The sequence below is a fragment of the Paucibacter sp. XJ19-41 genome (assembly GCF_028462495.1).
GTDB lineage: Bacteria > Pseudomonadota > Gammaproteobacteria > Burkholderiales > Burkholderiaceae_C > Roseateles_E.
Map to the genome: position 1 here is coordinate 31,410 of NZ_JAQOWX010000032.1, position 16,075 is coordinate 47,484.

Sequence of the window (16,075 nt, forward strand, 5' to 3'; positions counted from 1 at the left end):
GCTAGCGATTCAGCGGCAGCTGGCTCTGCTTGAGCTGGCGCAGCACAAAGCTGCTCTTGCTGTGGCGGATGCCGGGGATCTTGTAGAGCCGCTCGCGCAGCAGGCGCTCGTAGTCGCGCGTGTCGGCCACCGCGATGCGCACGTAGTAGTCGTAATCGCCCGAGACGAGAAAGGCCTCCAGCACCTCGGGGATCTGCTCCAGCGCGCGGCCGAACTCGAACAGCGCGGCGTCCGAATGATCGTTCAGGGTCACCTGCACGATCACCGTGTCGGCCAGGCCGATCTTGGCGGCATTCACGCGCACCGAGTAGCCCTCGATGACGCCGGCTTCTTCCATGCGCTTGATGCGGGTCCAGCAGGGCGAGCTGGTCAGCCCCACCTTGCCGGACAGCTCCTGCAGGCTGATGCGGGCGTCGCGCTGCAGCTCGGTCAGGATGGCCAGATCGAATTTATCGAGTTTCATGCTGCCGGATTCTATTCATCAAGGAAATTTTCCTGAATTGAAGTCTTGTGCAGGAAATTTCAGCAGCAATTTCTGGGCGAGCTTGGGCACAGTGAGGGCATGAATGCTGTGCTCCAAGACCTGCCCCATGCCCGTCCGCAAACTCACCCAAGTAATGGCGCCGAGGCGCTGATCGCGACCCTGCTGAGCCTGGGTGTCGACACCGTGTTCGGCTACCCCGGTGGCGCGGTGCTGCCGCTGTACGACGCGCTGTACGCCGAGCCGCGGCTGCGCCATGTGCTGGTGCGCCACGAGCAGGCCGCCGTCCATGCGGCCCAGGGGTATGCGCGCACGACCGGCCGGGTCGGCGTGGTCTTCGTGACCTCGGGGCCGGGCATGAGCAACACCACCACCGGCCTGCTCGACGCCTTGTGCGACTCGATCCCGGTGCTGTGCATCAGCGGCCAGGTCGCGACCACGGCCATCGGCACCGACGCCTTCCAGGAATGCGATGCGCTGGGGATTTCGCGGCCGGTGACCAAGTGGAATGTGCAGGTGCGCGAGGCGGCCGCGCTCAGCGAGACCCTGGCGCTGGCCCATGCCAGGGCGGCCGGCGGACGGCCGGGGCCGGTGCTGGTCGATGTGCCCAAGGATGTGCAGCTGGCGCCGGTGGCGGCGTGGCGGGCACCGGTGTTGCCCATGGCTGCACCTGTGCTGCCGGCGGCCACTCAAGTCCAGGCCGCACTGGCCCTGCTGGCGCAGGCGCGCCGGCCGGTCTTCTATGGCGGCGGCGGGCTGATCAATGCCGGCTCGGCGGCCTGTGCGGCCTTCACGCGCCTGGTGCGGGCCAGCGGCGCGCCCTGCACGCTGACCCTGATGGGGCTGGGCGCCTTCCCGGCCGACGATCCGCAGTCGCTGGGCATGCTGGGCATGCACGGCAGCCTGGAGGCCAATCTGGCGATGCATCATGCCGATCTGCTGGTCTGCGTCGGCGCGCGATTCGACGACCGCGTGACCGGCCGGCTCGATGCCTTCTGCCCGCAGGCCAAGGTCATCCATCTGGACATTGATCCGCGCTCGATCGGCAAGGTGGTCAAGGCCGATGTGGCCCTGCTGGGTGACTGTGGCGCCAGCCTGCGGGCGCTGGAGCAGGGCTGGCAGAAGGGTGGACAGAAGGGCTGCGATCTGGGCGACTGGTGGGCGCGGATCGAGGGCTGGCGTGCCGAGCGCTCGCTGGCTTTCGAGGACCGCAGCGATTGCATCCTGCCGCAGGCCCTGATGAGCCGGCTCGATGCGCAGCTGGCCGGCCGCGACGCCATCGTCGCCACCGATGTCGGCCAGCACCAGATGTGGGCCGCGCAACACCTGCGCCAGCAGCGGCCCGGCCGCTGGCTCAGCTCGGGTGGTGCCGGCACCATGGGCTATGGCCTGCCGGCCGCGATCGGCGCGCAGATCGCGCACCCCGAGGCCCTGGTGGTCTGCGTCAGCGGCGACGCGTCCATCCTGATGAATATCCAGGAGCTGTCGACCGCGACCCAGCACCGCACGCCGGTCAAGGTGGTGCTCAGCAACAACGGCCGCATGGGCATGGTGCGGCAGTGGCAGGAGCTGATCCACGGCAACCGGCTGAGCCACAGCTATACCGAGGCGCTGCCGGATTTTGTCGCGCTGGCCCAGGCTTTCGGCTGGCAGGCACGACGGGTCGAGCGGCGCGAGGAACTGGACGCGGCGCTGGCCGAGTGCCTGGCCAGCGAGGGGCCGTTCTTCCTGGATGTGGTGGTGGCGGCCGAGGAGAACTGCTTCCCGATGATTCCCGCCGGCGCGGGGCATCATGAGGTCTTGCTCGGCAAGGGACGCCAGTACAACGCTTGAAACTGCGCCTGAAATGCACAAGGGCACCCGAAGGTGCCCTTGTGATGGAGTCGCAGCGCTTAGACGCGCTTGCGGTACTCGTGCGTGCGGGTGTCGATTTCGATCTTGTCGCCCTGGGCCACGAAGATAGGCACCGGGATTTCGAAGCCGGTGGAGATCTTGGCAGGCTTGAGCACCTTGCCCGAGGTATCGCCCTTGACGGCCGGCTCGGTCCAGGTCACTTCGCGCACCAGGCTGGTCGGCAGTTCGACCGAGATCGCCTTGCCTTCGTAGAACACCACTTCCACGGGCATCGCGTCTTCCAGATACGACAGAGCGTCACCCATGTTCTCGGCTTCCACCTCGAACTGGTTGTACTCGGCGTCCATGAAGGCGTACATCGGATCCGCGAAGTAGGAGTAGGTGCACTCCTTCTTTTCCAGAATGATCTGGTCCATCTTGTCGTCGGCCTTGAACACGACTTCGGTGCCGGAGTTGTTCAGCAGGCTCTTGAGCTTCATGCGCACGGTGGCGGCATTGCGACCACCGCGGCTGTATTCGGTCTTCAGCACGACCATCGGGTCCTTGCCGTGCATGATCACGTTGCCGGCGCGGATTTCTTGAGCGATCTTCATGAGTGTTCGGGTCCGTTGAGGGAGTCGTTGGAGTCGTGGTTGGGGGCTGGCTTGCTCTCGGACAGGTGAAAGCAGGTGCCCAGCGCGCGCCCGAAAACTCCCATGGCGCGGCAAAGCCCGAGATTTTAGCCTGAAACGCCGATGAAACGCAGCAGCTGCGCGCTCAGATCGGCTTGCATTGCCAAATGCGCACGCCAGCTTCGAGCATGGCGCTGCGCGGCTTCGGCTTGCGGCAGGCTGGCCGGCCAGGCCGCCAAGCCGTTCCAGGCGCGCCACAGGCCTCGGCTGGCCGCAGCCAACTCTGCGGTCGCGTCGGCCAGCCACAGGTCCATGAAGGCTTCCAGCTTGGGGCCATGGGCGCCGTCCTGCTGGGGATAGATCTGCCAGACAAAAGGTTTGGCTGCCCACTGGGCGCGCACAAAGGAGTCCTCGCCGCGCACGAAGTTCAGATCGCAGGCCCACAGCAGGTGGTCGAACTCGGGCTGGCTCAGGTAGGGCAGGGCCTGCCAGCGCAGCGCCGGTGGCAGCGTCAGCCCGGCGATCTGGGACTGGGTGGCACCGGGGCAGACCAGCAGCAGGGTCGGCGTGTCGGCCAATGCCTGCAGCAGCGCCGGCAGCGCCGGGTTGGCATAGGCGAACAGGCTGAGCAGGCGCTCGCCCGGCTGCGGCGCGATGCCTCGGGCGGCCCGCCAGGCGGGGGCGTCGAAGCGTTGCTGGCGCTGCAGCAGCTCGGGCTCGCGCAGCAGGCCGCCGGTGCGCGGCGTGAAGCCGGGGTAGAAGAAGCGCTTGGAAAGGCCGGCGCCGGGGCCACTGAATTGCGGTGAGGCCAGGCCATGGCTGCGCTCGACATAGGGCTCGGCGCTGAGGTACTCAAGATTGATCCATTGCGGCGGCGTCGGCCGGGCCGCCATGCGCGCGACAAAGGCCGGCGGCAGCTCGCATCCGAAGGTCTCGACGACGACATCGCCGACCGCCACCGCGTTATCGGCCTCGTCCCAGGCCAACACCTCGATACCTTGCGCCGTGCAGTCCGGCGCCATCCAGGCCAGAGCGGAGCCATCATCGAGCCAGAGCCGCACGGTCTGGCCGCGAGCCGCGAGAGCGCGGGCCAGCCGCCAGCTCACGCCGAGATCGCCATAGTTGTCGATCACGCGGCAGAACAGATCCCCATGCATAGTCATCGCCGGATTATCTGGCGGCACAATCGCGCCCCATGCAAGGCAGCAGCAACCCCTCCCAGACCGATACCGCAGCGACACCCGAGCCGGCCGACGCCGAGCAGGCCGCGCGCGAGCTGCGTGCCCAGGTGCTGGCCGCTGTATTGGCCGAGGTGGCAGCCTTGCCGGGCCTGCCGGGCGTCTATCGCTATTTCGACGCCCAGGATCAGGTGCTCTATGTCGGCAAGGCCAAGAACCTGAAGAAGCGGGTCTCCAGCTATTTCCAGAAAGACCATGGCGGCACCCGCATCGGCATGATGGTCGCGCGCATCGCGCGGCTGCAGACCACGGTGGTGCGCACCGAGGCCGAGGCCTTGCTGCTGGAAAACAATCTGATCAAGACGTTGAACCCGAAGTTCAACATCCTGTTCCGCGACGACAAGAGCTATCCCTCTCTGAAGCTCAGCGGCCACGACTACCCGCGAGTCAGCTATTACCGCGGCGCGGTCGACAAGCGGCACCGCTATTTCGGGCCGTTCCCGAGCGCCTGGGCGGTCAAGGAATCGATACAGCTGATACAGAAGGTGTTCCGGCTGCGCACCTGCGAGGACACGGTTTTCAACAACCGCAGCCGGCCCTGCCTGCTGTACCAGATCCGGCGCTGCTCGGGGCCTTGTGTGCCCGAGGGTCAGGGAGCGGAATACGGTCGCGATGTGCGCAATGCCGAACGCTTTTTGCTGGGCGAGACGCAGGAGGTGATGGACGGGCTGCAGGCGCAGATGATGGCTTATGCGGACGCGCTGCAGTTCGAGCTGGCGGCCGAGGTGCGCAACCAGATCAGCGCGCTGTCCAAGGTCTTGCAGCAGCAGGCGATGGACGAGAACAGCGCCACCGGGCGCGACCGCGATGTCGACATCCTGGCCGTCAAGGTGCAGGGCGGACGGGCCTGCGTCAATCTGGCAATGGTGCGGGGCGGGCGGCATCTGGGCGACCGGGCCTATTTCCCCAAGCATGTCGAGGACGCCACCGCGGTGGCGCTGGCCGATGATGATGAAGAGGGTCAGGCATCGAGCCGCTCCGCCCAGTCGCCGGAACGGCAGGTGCTGGAGGCCTTCATGGCCCAGCACTATCTGGACGCGCAAGTGCCCTCGCTGATCGTCGTCAGCGACGAGGTCGATGCCGCGCTGGCCGAGGCCCTGACCCTGCAGGCCGGCTACAAGGTGACCACTCAGGCCCAGCCGCGCGGCCAGCGTCGCATCTGGCAGGAGATGTGTGTCAAGGGCGCCGAGCTGGCGCTGGCACGCTTGCTGTCGCAGGAGGGCTCGCAGCAGGCCCGCACCCAGGCGCTGATCGAGGCACTGGACCTGAGCGTGCAGGAACTCGACAAGTTCCGCATCGAGTGCTTCGACATCAGCCACACGGCCGGCGAGGCGACGATGGCCTCCTGCGTCGTGTTCGAGGGTCACCAGATGCAGAGCGGCCAGTACCGGCGCTACAACATCGAGGGCATCACCGGCGGCGACGACTATGCGGCGATGCGTCAGGTGCTGACGCGGCGCTACAGCAAGATGGCCGAGGCCGCCCAGCTGGGCACGGGCCGGCTGCCGGATCTGGTGCTGGTCGACGGCGGCAAGGGCCAGGTCTCGATGGCGCGTGAGGTGTTCGAGGAACTGGGCCTGGATCTGGCGCTGATCGTCGGCGTCGAGAAGGGCGAGGGCCGCAAGGTCGGGCTGGAAGAGCTGGTGTTCGCCGACGGCCGCGACAAGGTCTATCTGGGCCGCGACTCGGCGGCGCTGATGCTGGTGGCCCAGATTCGCGACGAGGCGCACCGCTTTGCGATCACCGGCATGCGCGCCAAGCGCGCGGCGGTGCGCACCGGCGGCTCGAAGCTGGAGGATGTGCCCGGTGTGGGGCCGAAAAAGCGCGCACAGTTGCTGCAGCGCTTCGGCGGTGTGCGTGGCGTGGCCGGCGCCAGCGTCGACGAGCTCTGCACGGTCAAGGGCGTCTCAAGAGAATTGGCAGAGGAGATTTATCGTGTTTTGCACTGAACAAGAGGGCCGCTGGCAACGCGCCGCACGCGGGCTGGGCCTGGGAGCGCTGCTGGCGCTGGTCGGTTGCTCTGGCCCGCGTGCGCCGGTGCCGCCGCCGGCATCGACCGCCCAGCCCAGCGGCTCGGCGCCGTCGGCCGCCAGCCCCCAGCTGCCAGGCAAGCCGCCGGGCCAGCCGGCGCCGCAGGTGCTGGAGCCGCCCAAGCCGGTGCGCAGCGCCGTGGAGCTGCGTCTGCAGGCGGCCTACCGGCTGATCGTCGCGAACCCGGACCGCGTCTATATGGGCGAGGTGCCCGAGCCCTTGCTGGCGATCCCGGTGCTGGAGATCGAGCTGTTTTCCGACGGCCGCGTCAAGCACATCCATGTGCTGCGCAAGCCCGGTCAGGCGCTGGACACGGTGCAGCTGGCGATCGATGCGGTGCACCGCGCCGCACCGTTCGGCGATGTCTCGCGCATGCCCAAGCCCTGGAAGTTCAGCGAGACCTTTCTGTTCAACAACCAGCGCAAGTTCAAACCGCGCACGCTCGATCAGTGAGCCAGGCTCGGCATTAATGAGACAAAGTCGGTACCCGTCTCGGGCGCTGCACGGTAATTGGGCACAATGCCCGCATGTTCTTCACGCTGCCAACCCTGTTCACCTGGGCCCGGATCCTCGCGATCCCGCTGATCGTCGGGGTGTACTACCTCGACCTGCTGCCGGCGCACCAGAATCTGTTTGCCACCGTGCTCTTCGTGGTGGTCGCGCTGACCGACTGGCTGGACGGCTATCTGGCCCGCAAGCTCAACCAGACTTCGGCCTTCGGCGCCTTCCTGGACCCGGTGGCCGACAAGATCCTGGTCTGCGCGGCCCTGCTGGTGCTGCTGGAGCTGCAGCGCGTCAATGCCATGGTCGCCCTGGTCATCATCGGCCGCGAGATCACCATTTCGGCGCTGCGCGAGTGGATGGCACAGATCGGTGCCTCGCGCAGCGTGGCCGTGCACATGGTGGGCAAGCTCAAGACCACGGTGCAGATGGTGGCCATCCCCTTCCTGCTTTATGACGGCCGCCTGTTCGACCTGATCCCGACCCGTGAGTGGGGGACCTGGCTGATCTATGCGGCCGTCGTGCTGACCATCTGGTCCATGGTCTATTACCTGCAAAAAGCCCTGCCCGAGATCCGCGCCAAGGCCAAGTGAGGCTGCGCTTTCGGGCTGTCCGTTTGGCGCTTTCTGGGCGCTTGGGCGACCGCCGACACACTCATTTGTATCGGGACTTTTCCTGGCTCAGCAGCCCGGATGATTGCGTCTAGAATCCGCTTCCCCGCAGGTTCGCCGGCGCTGGCGTGCCAGGATGGACGCGGCTGGTGTCCTGGCGGCCCAGACAGGACGTCGCCTTCGTTGCCGCGTTTTTGCAAAACCTTTTGAGGGGATTCTTTGTGAACAAGTCCGAACTGATCGAGCACATCGCCAAGCAGGCCGACATCTCCAAGGCGGCGGCGGGGCGAGCGCTGGAGGCGCTGATTGGCGGTGTGAAGACGACGCTGAAGAAGAATGGCAGCGTTTCTCTGGTAGGCTTCGGCACCTTCAGTGTGACCAAGCGCGCCGCGCGCACCGGTCGCAACCCGCGCACCGGCGACACGATCAAGATCAAGTCGGCCAAGGTCCCGAAGTTCCGTCCCGGCAAGGCGCTCAAGGACGCGGTGAACTGAAGAATCCCGGATCAACCGGGTGCTTAGCTCAGTTGGTAGAGCGGCTCCCTTACACGGAGTAGGTCAGCGGTTCGAGCCCGTTAGCACCCACCAAGTCTTGCCCGCCCGAGGTGGCGCGGGCCGAGGCTAGAATCACATCCGATGCAAAGGCGAACCCAGGTTCGCCTTTGTCGTGTTTGAGCAGCGCCCGGTCGTGGCCATGCCGGCGCGCACCGCAATGCCTGTTTGAGGTCCTTGATGTTTGAATTCGTCCGTAAGCACAATCGCCTGTTCCAGTTCATCCTGCTGATCCTGATCGTGCCCGCCTTCGTGCTGGTCGGCCTGGAGGGTTACAGCAGCTTCATGGATGGCAGCAATGCCGGCGTGGCCAGCGTCAATGGTCGCAAGATCACGCAGGCCGAGTGGGACGCCACGCACCGCGAGCAGATGGAGCGCATGCGCGCCCAGATGCCCAACCTCGACGTCAAGCTGTTCGACTCGCCCGAGGCGCGTCAGCAGTCGCTGGACTCGCTGGTGCGTGAGCGCGTGATGCAGGCGGCCGCTCAGGGCCAGCATCTGGTGGTCAGCGACGAGCGCCTGCAGCAACTGTTCCGCAGCGACCCGCAGTTCGCCTTCCTGCGCAACCCGGACGGCACCGTCAACAAGAATCTGCTGATCGCCCAGGGCATGAGCTCGGAGATGTTCGCCCAGCGCCTGCGTCAAGACCTGACCCTGCGCCAGGTGATGATGGGTGTGGGCGGCTCGGCGCTGGCCGGCAAGGCCAATGCGGCGGTGGCCTTCGATGCCTTGCTGCAGCAGCGCGAGCTGCAGCTGCAGCGCATCGAGGCCAAGGACTTCCTGGCCCAGGTCAATCCCAGCGATGCCGAGATCGAGGCCTTCTACAAGGAACCGGCCAATAACGCGCGCTTCCAGCTGCCCGAGACCGCCAGCATCGAGTACCTGGTGCTGGACCTGCAGGCTTTGAAGTCCGATGTCAGCGTCAGCGACGAGGATCTGCGCAAGTACTACGCCGAGAATCAGTCGCGCTATACCGTGGCCGAGGAGCGCCGCGCCAGCCATATCCTGATCAAGGCCGATAAGGATGCCCCCGCAGCCGAGCGCAGCAAGGCCAAGGCCCGCGCCGAGGAACTGCTGGCCGAGGCACGCAAGAACCCGGCCGGCTTCGCCGATCTGGCCCGCAAGAACTCGCAGGATGAAGGCTCGGCGCCCAATGGCGGCGATCTGGACTTCTTTGCCCGCGGCGCCATGGTCAAACCCTTCGAGGATGCGGCCTATGCGCTCAAGCAGGGCGAGATCAGCAATGTGGTCGAGTCTGACTTTGGCTACCACGTGATCCAGCTGACCGGCCTGCGCGGCGGCGACAAGAAGAGCTTCGAGGCGGTGCGTCCCGAGCTCGAAGACGAGGTGCGCCGCCAGCAGGCGCAAAAGCGCTACACCGAGGTGGCCGAGCAGTTCAGCAACACCGTCTATGAGCAGTCCGACAGCCTGAAGCCGGCGGCCGACAAGCTCAAGCTGAGCATCCAGACCGCCATCGTGCAGCGCGCTCCGGCGCCCGGCGCCAGCGGTCCGCTGGCTTCGGCCAAGCTGCTGGAGGCCGTGTTCGGCAACGAGGCGCTGCGCAACAAGCGCAATACCGAGGCGGTCGAGACGGCGCCCAACCAGCTGACGGCCGCCCGCGTGGTGCAGCACAACCCGGCCCGCCTGCCGGCCCTGGCCGATGTGAAGCCGCAGGTGCGCGCCCAGCTGATGCAAAAGCGCGCCACCGAGCTGGCCATCAAGCAGGGCCAGGAGCGCCTGGCGGCGCTGCAGAAGTCCGGCGATGCCGCCGGTCTGGATGCGCCCGTCGTCGTTTCCCGCGCCAAGCCGGCCAATCTGTCGCAGAAGGTGCTGAACGAGGTGTTGCGCGCCGATGCCAGCAAGCTGCCGGCCTATGTCGGCGTCGACAGCGGCGAGGGCGCCTATGTGCTGGTGCGCATCAACAAGCTGCTGCCGCGCGACCCGGCCGTGATCGACGAGCAACGCGCCAGCCAGCAGTACGCGCAGGCCTGGACGGCGGCCGAGTCCGAGGCCTATTACAAGGCGCTGAAGACCCACTACAAGACCAAGGTCACGGCGCCTGCCGCTGCCGCCGCATCGGCACCCGCTCCCTGATGGATTGAATAAATTTTGGCGGTTTGGAGGTAAATCTCTTCTCATACCGCTGAAGTCTGCCTATAATCATAGGCTCAGCGGTGGTTGTAGCTCAGTTGGTAGAGTCCAGGATTGTGATTCCTGTTGTCGTGGGTTCGAGTCCCATCAGCCACCCCAAAAAATCAAGGGCTTAGCGGTGAAAACTGCTAAGCCCTTCGTCTTTTCCGCTGTCGATATCCTCGGCCTGGGAATATGCCTCAGTTTGCAGAGCGCCGAGCCATCTGGTCTCGGCGGGCGTGCATGGGCACCGCTCTCAGGCCTCGCTCAGTGCGGCGCGGACCGCGTCCTCGCTGAGGTCGGCCACGCACTCCTGCAGAAAGCGATAGGCGTAGCCGCGCAGATAGTGGCCGCGCTTGAGCGCGATATGGGTGGTGTTGGCTTCAAACAGATGGGCGGCGCTGAGCAGCTGCAAGCCCTGGTCGCGCTGCGGCTCGAAGGCCATCGCCGCGATGATGCCGACGCCCAGTCCCACCTGCACATAGGTCTTGATCACATCGGCGTCCAGCGCCGACATCACCAGGTCCGGCGCCAGGCCGGCCTTGGCGAAGGTCGCATCGATGCGCTCGCGGCCGGTATAGCCCTGGTGGTAGGTGATCAGCGGGTGCTCGGCGATCTGCTCCAGGGTCAACGCACTGGACTGCGCCAGTGCATGGCCCTGGGGCACGACCACCGCATGATGCCAGTCGTAGAAGGGGAAGGTGACGAAGGCATTGTTCTTGCCCAGCGCCTCGGTGGCGATGCCGATGTCGGCCTCGCCGGACTCCAGCAGCGCGACGATCTCGGCCGGGCTGCCCTGGTGCAGCACCAGATGGACCTTGGGATAGGCGGCCTTGAAGCGCGCCACCACCTGAGGCAGGGCATAACGGGCCTGGGTGTGGGTGGTGGCGATGCTCAGCTGGCCGACATCGGCGTCTGCGAACTGCTCGGCCAGACGCTTGATGTTCTTGGCATCGAGCAGCATGCGCTCGACGATCACGGCCAGCTCCTTGCCGGGCGCGGTCAGGCCCAGCAAGCGCTTGCCATGGCGCACGAACAGCGCCACGCCCAACTCGTCCTCCAGGTCCTTGATGTGCTTGCTGACGCCCGACTGCGAGGTGAACAGCGCCTCGGCCACATCGGTGAGGTTGAAGTTCTGCTGGACCGCCTCGCGGATGATGCGCAGTTGCTGGAAATTCATGGTGAAAGGACTCAGGCGGCGTCGAACAGGCTCAGGCGCGAGGCCTGCAGGCGAACCTGCTGGCCGGACCGCAGGTTCAGGGTGGCGGCATGCTCGCGGCTGAGCTCGGCTTCCAGCGGCTGGCCGCCCGGGCCGGTCAGCTCGACCCGGCTGGCGGCGCCGAAGCTCAGCACCCGATCGACGGTCGCGGCGATGCCGGGGCCGTCGCCGCTGGTCAGGATCTGCAGCTCATGCGGGCGTGCATAGGCCTGCACCTTGCCGCTGGGCACATGGCTGAGGCCATGGTTCAACTGATGGTCGCCGATATGCACCAGCGCCCCCTCGGCGCGACCCTCGAAGCGATTCACCGCGCCGAGAAAGCCGTAGACAAAAGGCGTGGCCGGGCGCTCGTAGACCTCGGCCGGCGTGCCGATCTGCTCGACCTTGCCGTGGTCCATCAGCACCACGCGGTCGGCCACCTCCAGCGCTTCTTCCTGGTCATGGGTCACGAAGATGCTGGTGATGTGCAGATCGTCGTGCAGCCGGCGCAGCCAGCGGCGCAGCTCCTTGCGCACTTTCGCATCGAGCGCGCCGAAGGGCTCGTCGAGCAGCAGCACGCGCGGCTCCACCGCCAGCGCGCGGGCCAGCGCGATGCGCTGGCGCTGGCCGCCGCTGAGCTGCGGCGGGTAGCGGTCGGCCAGCCAGTCCAGCTGCACCAGATTCAGCAGCTCATGAACCTTCTTCTTGATCTCGCTCTCACTGGGGCGTTCCTTGCGCGGCTTGACGCGCAGGCCGAAAGCGACGTTGTCGAACACCGTCATATGGCGGAACAGCGCGTAGTGCTGGAACACGAAGCCGACCTGGCGCTCGCGCACATGGGTGTCGGAGGCGTCCTCGCCTTCCAGCAAGACCTGGCCCCGGTCGGCCGTCTCCAGACCGGCGATGATGCGCAGCAGGGTGGTCTTGCCGCAGCCCGAGGGGCCCAGCAGCGCGACCAGCTCGCCGGTCGGGAAGTCCAGCGAGACGTCGCCGAGGGCGGTGAAGCTGCCGAAGGATTTGTGGATGTTGCGGACCTGGATGCTCATGGCGCTTCCTTGACTTGGGAGTGGGCTTTCCACTCGACGATTTGCTTGATGACCAGGGTCAGCAGGGCCAGCAGGGCCAGCAGCGAGGCCACCGCGAATGCGGCGGCAAACTGGTACTCGTTATAGAGGATCTCGACGTGCAGCGGCAGGGTATTGGTGTAGCCGCGGATATGGCCCGAGACCACCGAGACCGCACCGAACTCGCCCATCGCCCGCGCATTGCACAGGATCACGCCGTAGAGCAGGCCCCACTTGATATTGGGCAGGGTGACGCGCCAGAAGGTCTGCCAGCCCGAAGCGCCCAGCACCGTGGCGGCTTCCTCCTCGTCGCGGCCCTGGGCCTGCATCAGCGGGATCAGCTCGCGGGCGATGAAGGGAAAGGTCACGAACACGGTGGCCAGCACGATGCCCGGCACCGCGAAGATGATCTTCAGGTCATGGCCCTGCAGCCATGGTCCGAACCAGCCCTGAGCGCCGAACAGCAGCACGAAGACCAGGCCGGCCACTACCGGCGAGACCGAGAAGGGCAGGTCGATCAAGGTGATCAGCAGCTGCTTGCCGCGGAAGTCGTGCTTGGCGATGGCCCAGGCCGCGCTGACGCCGAACACCAGGTTCAAGGGCAGCGAGATCGCTGCGGCGAGCAGGGTCAGCTGGATGGCCGAGACCGCATCGGGCTCCAGCAGCGCCGCGAGATAGACGGCCCAGCCTTTGCGCAAGGCCTCGATGAAGACCGTCAGCAGCGGCAGCACCAGGAACAGCAGGAAGAAGCCCAGGCCCAGGGTCAGCAGGGTGCGACGCACCCAGGGCGCCTCGCGGGTGGCGGGATTGTTTTGATAGAGACCACCGGGCGTGCGGGCCACGGTCAGGGTCGATGCAGCGGCGCCGGCCATCAGCGATTTCCTTGTTGTCCGTTGCGACGCGAGCTCCAGGCCTGCAGGCCGTTGATGGCCAGCAGCAGCACAAAGGAGAAGATCAGCATCACGGCCGCGATCGAGGTCGCGCCCACATAGTCATACTGTTCGAGCTTGGCGATGATCATCAGCGGTGTGATCTCGCTGACCATCGGGATATTGCCGGCAATGAAGATCACCGAGCCGTACTCGCCGACGGCGCGGGCAAAGGCCAGCGCGAAGCCGGTCAGCAGGGCCGGCAGCAGCATCGGCAGCACCACCAGACGGAAGGTCTGCCAGCGATGCGCGCCCAGCGCCGCCGCCGCCTCCTCCAGCTCGGTCTCCATATCCTCCAGCACCGGCTGCACCGTGCGCACGACAAAGGGCAGGCCGATGAAGATCAGCGCGATCAGGATGCCCAGCGGCGTGAAGGCGATCTTGATGCCGTAAGGGGCGAGCAGCGAGCCTATCCAGCCATTGCCGGCATAGAGCGCGGTCAGCGCGATGCCGGCCACCGCGGTGGGCAGCGCGAAAGGCAGATCGACCAGCGCGTCGACCAGCTTCTTGCCCGGGAACTCGTAGCGCACCAGGGACCAGGCGAGGATCAGACCGAAGACCAGATTGATCAGGGCCGCCAGCAGCGAGGTGCCGAAGCTGAGCTGGTAGGAGGCCACGACGCGCGGCGCGGTGGCCGCCGCCCAGAAGGCCTCGAAACCATGGCCGCCGGCCTTGATGAAGACCGCCGACAGCGGGATCAGCACGATCAGCGACAGATAGAAGACGGTAAAACCCAGCGTGGGCGCGAAGCCGGGCAGGACCCGGCGCGGCCGGCGCAGGGGCGCCGTGCTCGGCGCGCCGCTCAGGACGACGGTATTCATCAGCGTTTCAGGACCAGCTGGTCATAGATGCCGCCATCGGCGAAATGGGTCTTGACCACGGCCGGCCAACCGCCCAGCAGCGAGTCGACCGTGAAGGTCTTGACGGCCGGGAAGCGCGCCGCGTGGCGCTTGGCCACCTCGGCGTCGCGGGGGCGGAAGTTGTGCTTGGCGAGGATTTCCTGGCCCTCGGGGCTGAACAGGAAGCTGAGGTAGGCGCGGGCGGCCTCGCCCGAGTTCTTCTTCGCGACGACCTTCTCGTTGATCGCCACCGGCGCCTCGGCCGAGATCGTGATGCTGGGGTAGACCACCTCGTACTTGCCCTTGCCGAACTCATTCTCGATCAGCTCGGCCTCGTTCTCGAAGGTCACCAGCACGTCGCCGATATCGCGCTGCGTGAAGGTGGTGGTGGCGCCGCGGCCGCCGCCGTCCAGCACCGGCACGTTGGCCAGCAGCTTGGCGACGAAATCGCGCGCCTGGGCCTCGTTGCCGCCCTTGGCGATCACGCTGCCCCAGGCCGCCAGATAGGTGTAGCGGCCATTGCCCGAGGTCTTGGGGTTGGGCACGATGACGCCGGTGCCGGGCTTGGTCAGGTCGGCCCAGTCCTTGATGCCCTTGGGGTTGCCCTTGCGCACCAGGAAGACGGTGACGCTGGTGTAGGGGGCGGCGCCCTGCGGGAAGGCCTGGCGCCAGTCCTTGCGAATGATGTCCTTCTCGACCAGGAAGTCCAGGTCCGAGGCCTGGTTCATCGTGATCACGTCCGCATCCAGGCCGCTGGCCACCGCCAGGGCCTGCCGGCTGGAGCCACCGTGGGACTGGTTGACCGTGATGGCCTTGCCGCTCTTGGTCTGCCAATACTTGCTGAAAGCCGGGTTGACGTCCTTGTAGAGCTCGCGGCTGACATCGTAGGAGACGTTCAGCAGGGCGTCCTGGGCCAGAGCCGGCAGGGCGAGTGCAAGACCCAGGGCCAGGGTCGTGATCGACTTTGTGAGCATGGTTTTCTTGTGCGACCCGCAGGTCTTGCTGATGCGAAGACCTGCAGAGTGCCAAGAAGCGCTTATTCGCGGAACGATAGTTTTGGTATTTGTTTATCCGGAATAAGCACTTCTGAAAAAGAGCTATGGCTAGAACGCCGGGATCAGCGAGCCCTTCAGGCTGGTCTCGACAAAGCTGCGCACCTCGGGCGACCGGAAGGCCTTGACCAGGGCGGCCACCCAGGGCTTGTCCTTGTCCTCGATCGCGTCGCGGCTGGGCAGCAGGCCGGCCTGCATCGCGTAATTGGTGTTGATGGCATTGGCGTCCAGATCATCCAGCGTGCGCGGCAGCGGCCTCGACCTGGATGATCTGCAGGTTCTTCGGGTTGTCGGTCAGATCGGCCAGCGATTTGTACTTCTTCGAGTAGAAGCCCAGCGGCGCGGTCACGGTGTTGCCGACCGTACTGATCTTGTAGCCGCGCGCCTGGATCTGGCTTTGCAGAAAGGGCAGGTGCTGGAAGCTGTTGGCCTGCACATCGCCGGCGTCCAGCGCCGCATTGGGCTGGATGTAGTCGGCGAACTCGACGATCTGGGCCAGGCCGGCGGCGGCGAGGCTCAGGGCGACCAGCTCACGCAGTGCGGCCGCAGCCAGCGCGGGCTGGCGTCAGCGACGCGGGCGGGCGACAGGCGCAGAGAGGGATCGAAGGACGGCATCGGCCGATTGTTCGATCAGCGCCGAGACCGGCCAACGAAGCTGTACGCATAAGCTTGTGCTCGAAACAAGCCTGGGCCGTATCAGGCCGGGTCCGCGTCGTTCGCGTCGATCAGCTCGGCCGCCAGCGCGCGGCGGTGGCCGGTGCCGCCGTCAGGGCAGGGCCTGGCCGCGCGCCGCGACATAGAGCGCATACCAGTCCTCCCGGCTGAGCCGGATGCGCGCGGCATCGCCGCAGGCGCGGATGCGGGCCGGGTCGGCCGTGCCGATGACCGGCTGGATGCCGGCCGGGTGACGCATCAGCCAGGCCAGCACAATGCTTTCCGGCGCGGTGGCATGCTGCTCGGCGAGCTCGCGCACCAGCGCGGCGCT

The 16,075-nt window shown here is 66.3% G+C and carries 16 protein-coding genes, 2 tRNA genes and 1 pseudogene; 9 read left to right on the forward strand and 10 right to left on the reverse strand.

Features of this window, described 5'->3' with window-relative positions; genetic code table 11:
* Window position 1 precedes the first annotated feature (1 nt).
* On the reverse strand, window positions 2–463 hold the full coding sequence (locus PO768_RS10720) for an Lrp/AsnC family transcriptional regulator (protein WP_137942434.1): 462 nt from the start codon (window positions 461–463) through the stop codon (window positions 2–4).
* A 99-nt stretch (window positions 464–562) separates the two neighbouring features.
* On the opposite strand from PO768_RS10720, the gene ilvB reads away from it, so the two are divergent.
* Window positions 563–2,314, forward strand: coding sequence for a biosynthetic-type acetolactate synthase large subunit (ilvB, locus tag PO768_RS10725; RefSeq protein WP_272646061.1), 1,752 nt, complete (start codon window positions 563–565; stop codon window positions 2,312–2,314).
* Between the two features lie 59 nt (window positions 2,315–2,373).
* Here ilvB and efp read toward each other — a convergent pair whose 3' ends face one another.
* Together efp and earP are read right to left on the reverse strand one after the other, a co-directional pair.
* Window positions 2,374–2,928 carry an elongation factor P gene (gene efp, locus PO768_RS10730; RefSeq protein ID WP_137942436.1) on the reverse strand — a complete coding sequence of 185 codons (555 nt, stop codon included), beginning with the start codon at window positions 2,926–2,928 and terminating at the stop codon, window positions 2,374–2,376.
* Window positions 2,929–3,053: 125 nt separating this feature from the next.
* Window positions 3,054–4,103 carry an elongation factor P maturation arginine rhamnosyltransferase EarP gene (earP, locus tag PO768_RS10735; protein ID WP_272646071.1) on the reverse strand — a complete coding sequence of 350 codons (1,050 nt, stop codon included), beginning with the start codon at window positions 4,101–4,103 and terminating at the stop codon, window positions 3,054–3,056.
* Window positions 4,104–4,141: 38 nt separating this feature from the next.
* On the opposite strand from earP, the gene uvrC reads away from it, so the two are divergent.
* The 7 genes from uvrC to PO768_RS10770 all read left to right on the forward strand — a co-directional run bounded on the left by uvrC (window position 4,142) and on the right by PO768_RS10770 (window position 10,128).
* A complete protein-coding gene (gene uvrC, locus PO768_RS10740) occupies window positions 4,142–6,133 on the forward strand; it encodes an excinuclease ABC subunit UvrC (protein ID WP_272646062.1) in 1,992 nt (663 codons plus the stop codon).
* Window positions 6,120–6,668: a hypothetical protein gene (locus PO768_RS10745; protein ID WP_272646063.1), complete on the forward strand. Its 549-nt coding sequence runs from the start codon at window positions 6,120–6,122 to the stop codon at window positions 6,666–6,668. The genes uvrC and PO768_RS10745 overlap by 14 nt, the downstream gene beginning before the upstream one ends.
* Before the next feature lie 74 nt (window positions 6,669–6,742).
* Complete coding sequence (gene pgsA / locus PO768_RS10750) at window positions 6,743–7,309, forward strand: CDP-diacylglycerol--glycerol-3-phosphate 3-phosphatidyltransferase (RefSeq protein WP_137942439.1); 567 nt, start codon at window positions 6,743–6,745, stop codon at window positions 7,307–7,309.
* 239 nt (window positions 7,310–7,548) lie between these two features.
* A complete protein-coding gene (locus PO768_RS10755; protein WP_137942461.1) occupies window positions 7,549–7,821 on the forward strand; it encodes an HU family DNA-binding protein in 273 nt (90 codons plus the stop codon).
* Window positions 7,822–7,838: 17 nt separating this feature from the next.
* Window positions 7,839–7,914 (forward strand) — tRNA-Val (locus PO768_RS10760).
* A 144-nt stretch (window positions 7,915–8,058) separates the two neighbouring features.
* Window positions 8,059–9,972 carry a SurA N-terminal domain-containing protein gene (locus tag PO768_RS10765; protein ID WP_272646064.1) on the forward strand — a complete coding sequence of 638 codons (1,914 nt, stop codon included), beginning with the start codon at window positions 8,059–8,061 and terminating at the stop codon, window positions 9,970–9,972.
* A gap of 80 nt (window positions 9,973–10,052) precedes the next feature.
* Window positions 10,053–10,128, forward strand: a tRNA-His gene (locus tag PO768_RS10770).
* Between the two features lie 136 nt (window positions 10,129–10,264).
* Here the strand turns inward: PO768_RS10770 and PO768_RS10775 are convergent.
* The 6 genes and pseudogenes from PO768_RS10775 to PO768_RS10800 form a co-directional block, all read right to left on the reverse strand.
* Window positions 10,265–11,188 carry a CysB family HTH-type transcriptional regulator gene (locus tag PO768_RS10775; RefSeq protein ID WP_262968106.1) on the reverse strand — a complete coding sequence of 308 codons (924 nt, stop codon included), beginning with the start codon at window positions 11,186–11,188 and terminating at the stop codon, window positions 10,265–10,267.
* Between the two features lie 11 nt (window positions 11,189–11,199).
* Entirely contained in the window at window positions 11,200–12,252 is a 1,053-nt protein-coding gene (locus tag PO768_RS10780; RefSeq protein ID WP_137945632.1) for a sulfate/molybdate ABC transporter ATP-binding protein, read from the reverse strand.
* On the reverse strand, window positions 12,249–13,142 hold the full coding sequence (gene cysW / locus PO768_RS10785; RefSeq protein WP_272646065.1) for a sulfate ABC transporter permease subunit CysW: 894 nt from the start codon (window positions 13,140–13,142) through the stop codon (window positions 12,249–12,251). Before cysW ends, PO768_RS10780 begins: the two co-directional genes overlap by 4 nt.
* On the reverse strand, window positions 13,142–14,020 hold the full coding sequence (gene cysT / locus PO768_RS10790) for a sulfate ABC transporter permease subunit CysT (protein WP_272646066.1): 879 nt from the start codon (window positions 14,018–14,020) through the stop codon (window positions 13,142–13,144). Before cysT ends, cysW begins: the two co-directional genes overlap by 1 nt.
* A complete protein-coding gene (locus PO768_RS10795) occupies window positions 14,020–15,012 on the reverse strand; it encodes a sulfate ABC transporter substrate-binding protein (RefSeq protein ID WP_272646067.1) in 993 nt (330 codons plus the stop codon). The genes cysT and PO768_RS10795 overlap by 1 nt, the downstream gene beginning before the upstream one ends.
* A 129-nt stretch (window positions 15,013–15,141) precedes the next feature.
* Window positions 15,142–15,583, reverse strand: a pseudogene (locus PO768_RS10800) (MetQ/NlpA family ABC transporter substrate-binding protein); the annotation flags it as partial.
* Here PO768_RS10800 and PO768_RS10805 point away from each other — a divergent pair.
* Entirely contained in the window at window positions 15,503–15,757 is a 255-nt protein-coding gene (locus PO768_RS10805) for a hypothetical protein (RefSeq protein WP_272646068.1), read from the forward strand. The pseudogene PO768_RS10800 and the gene PO768_RS10805 overlap by 81 nt on opposite strands.
* Before the next feature lie 99 nt (window positions 15,758–15,856).
* Here the strand turns inward: PO768_RS10805 and PO768_RS10810 are convergent.
* On the reverse strand, window positions 15,857–16,075 hold a 219-nt coding region (locus PO768_RS10810; RefSeq protein WP_272646069.1), incomplete at its 5' end, for an aldo/keto reductase.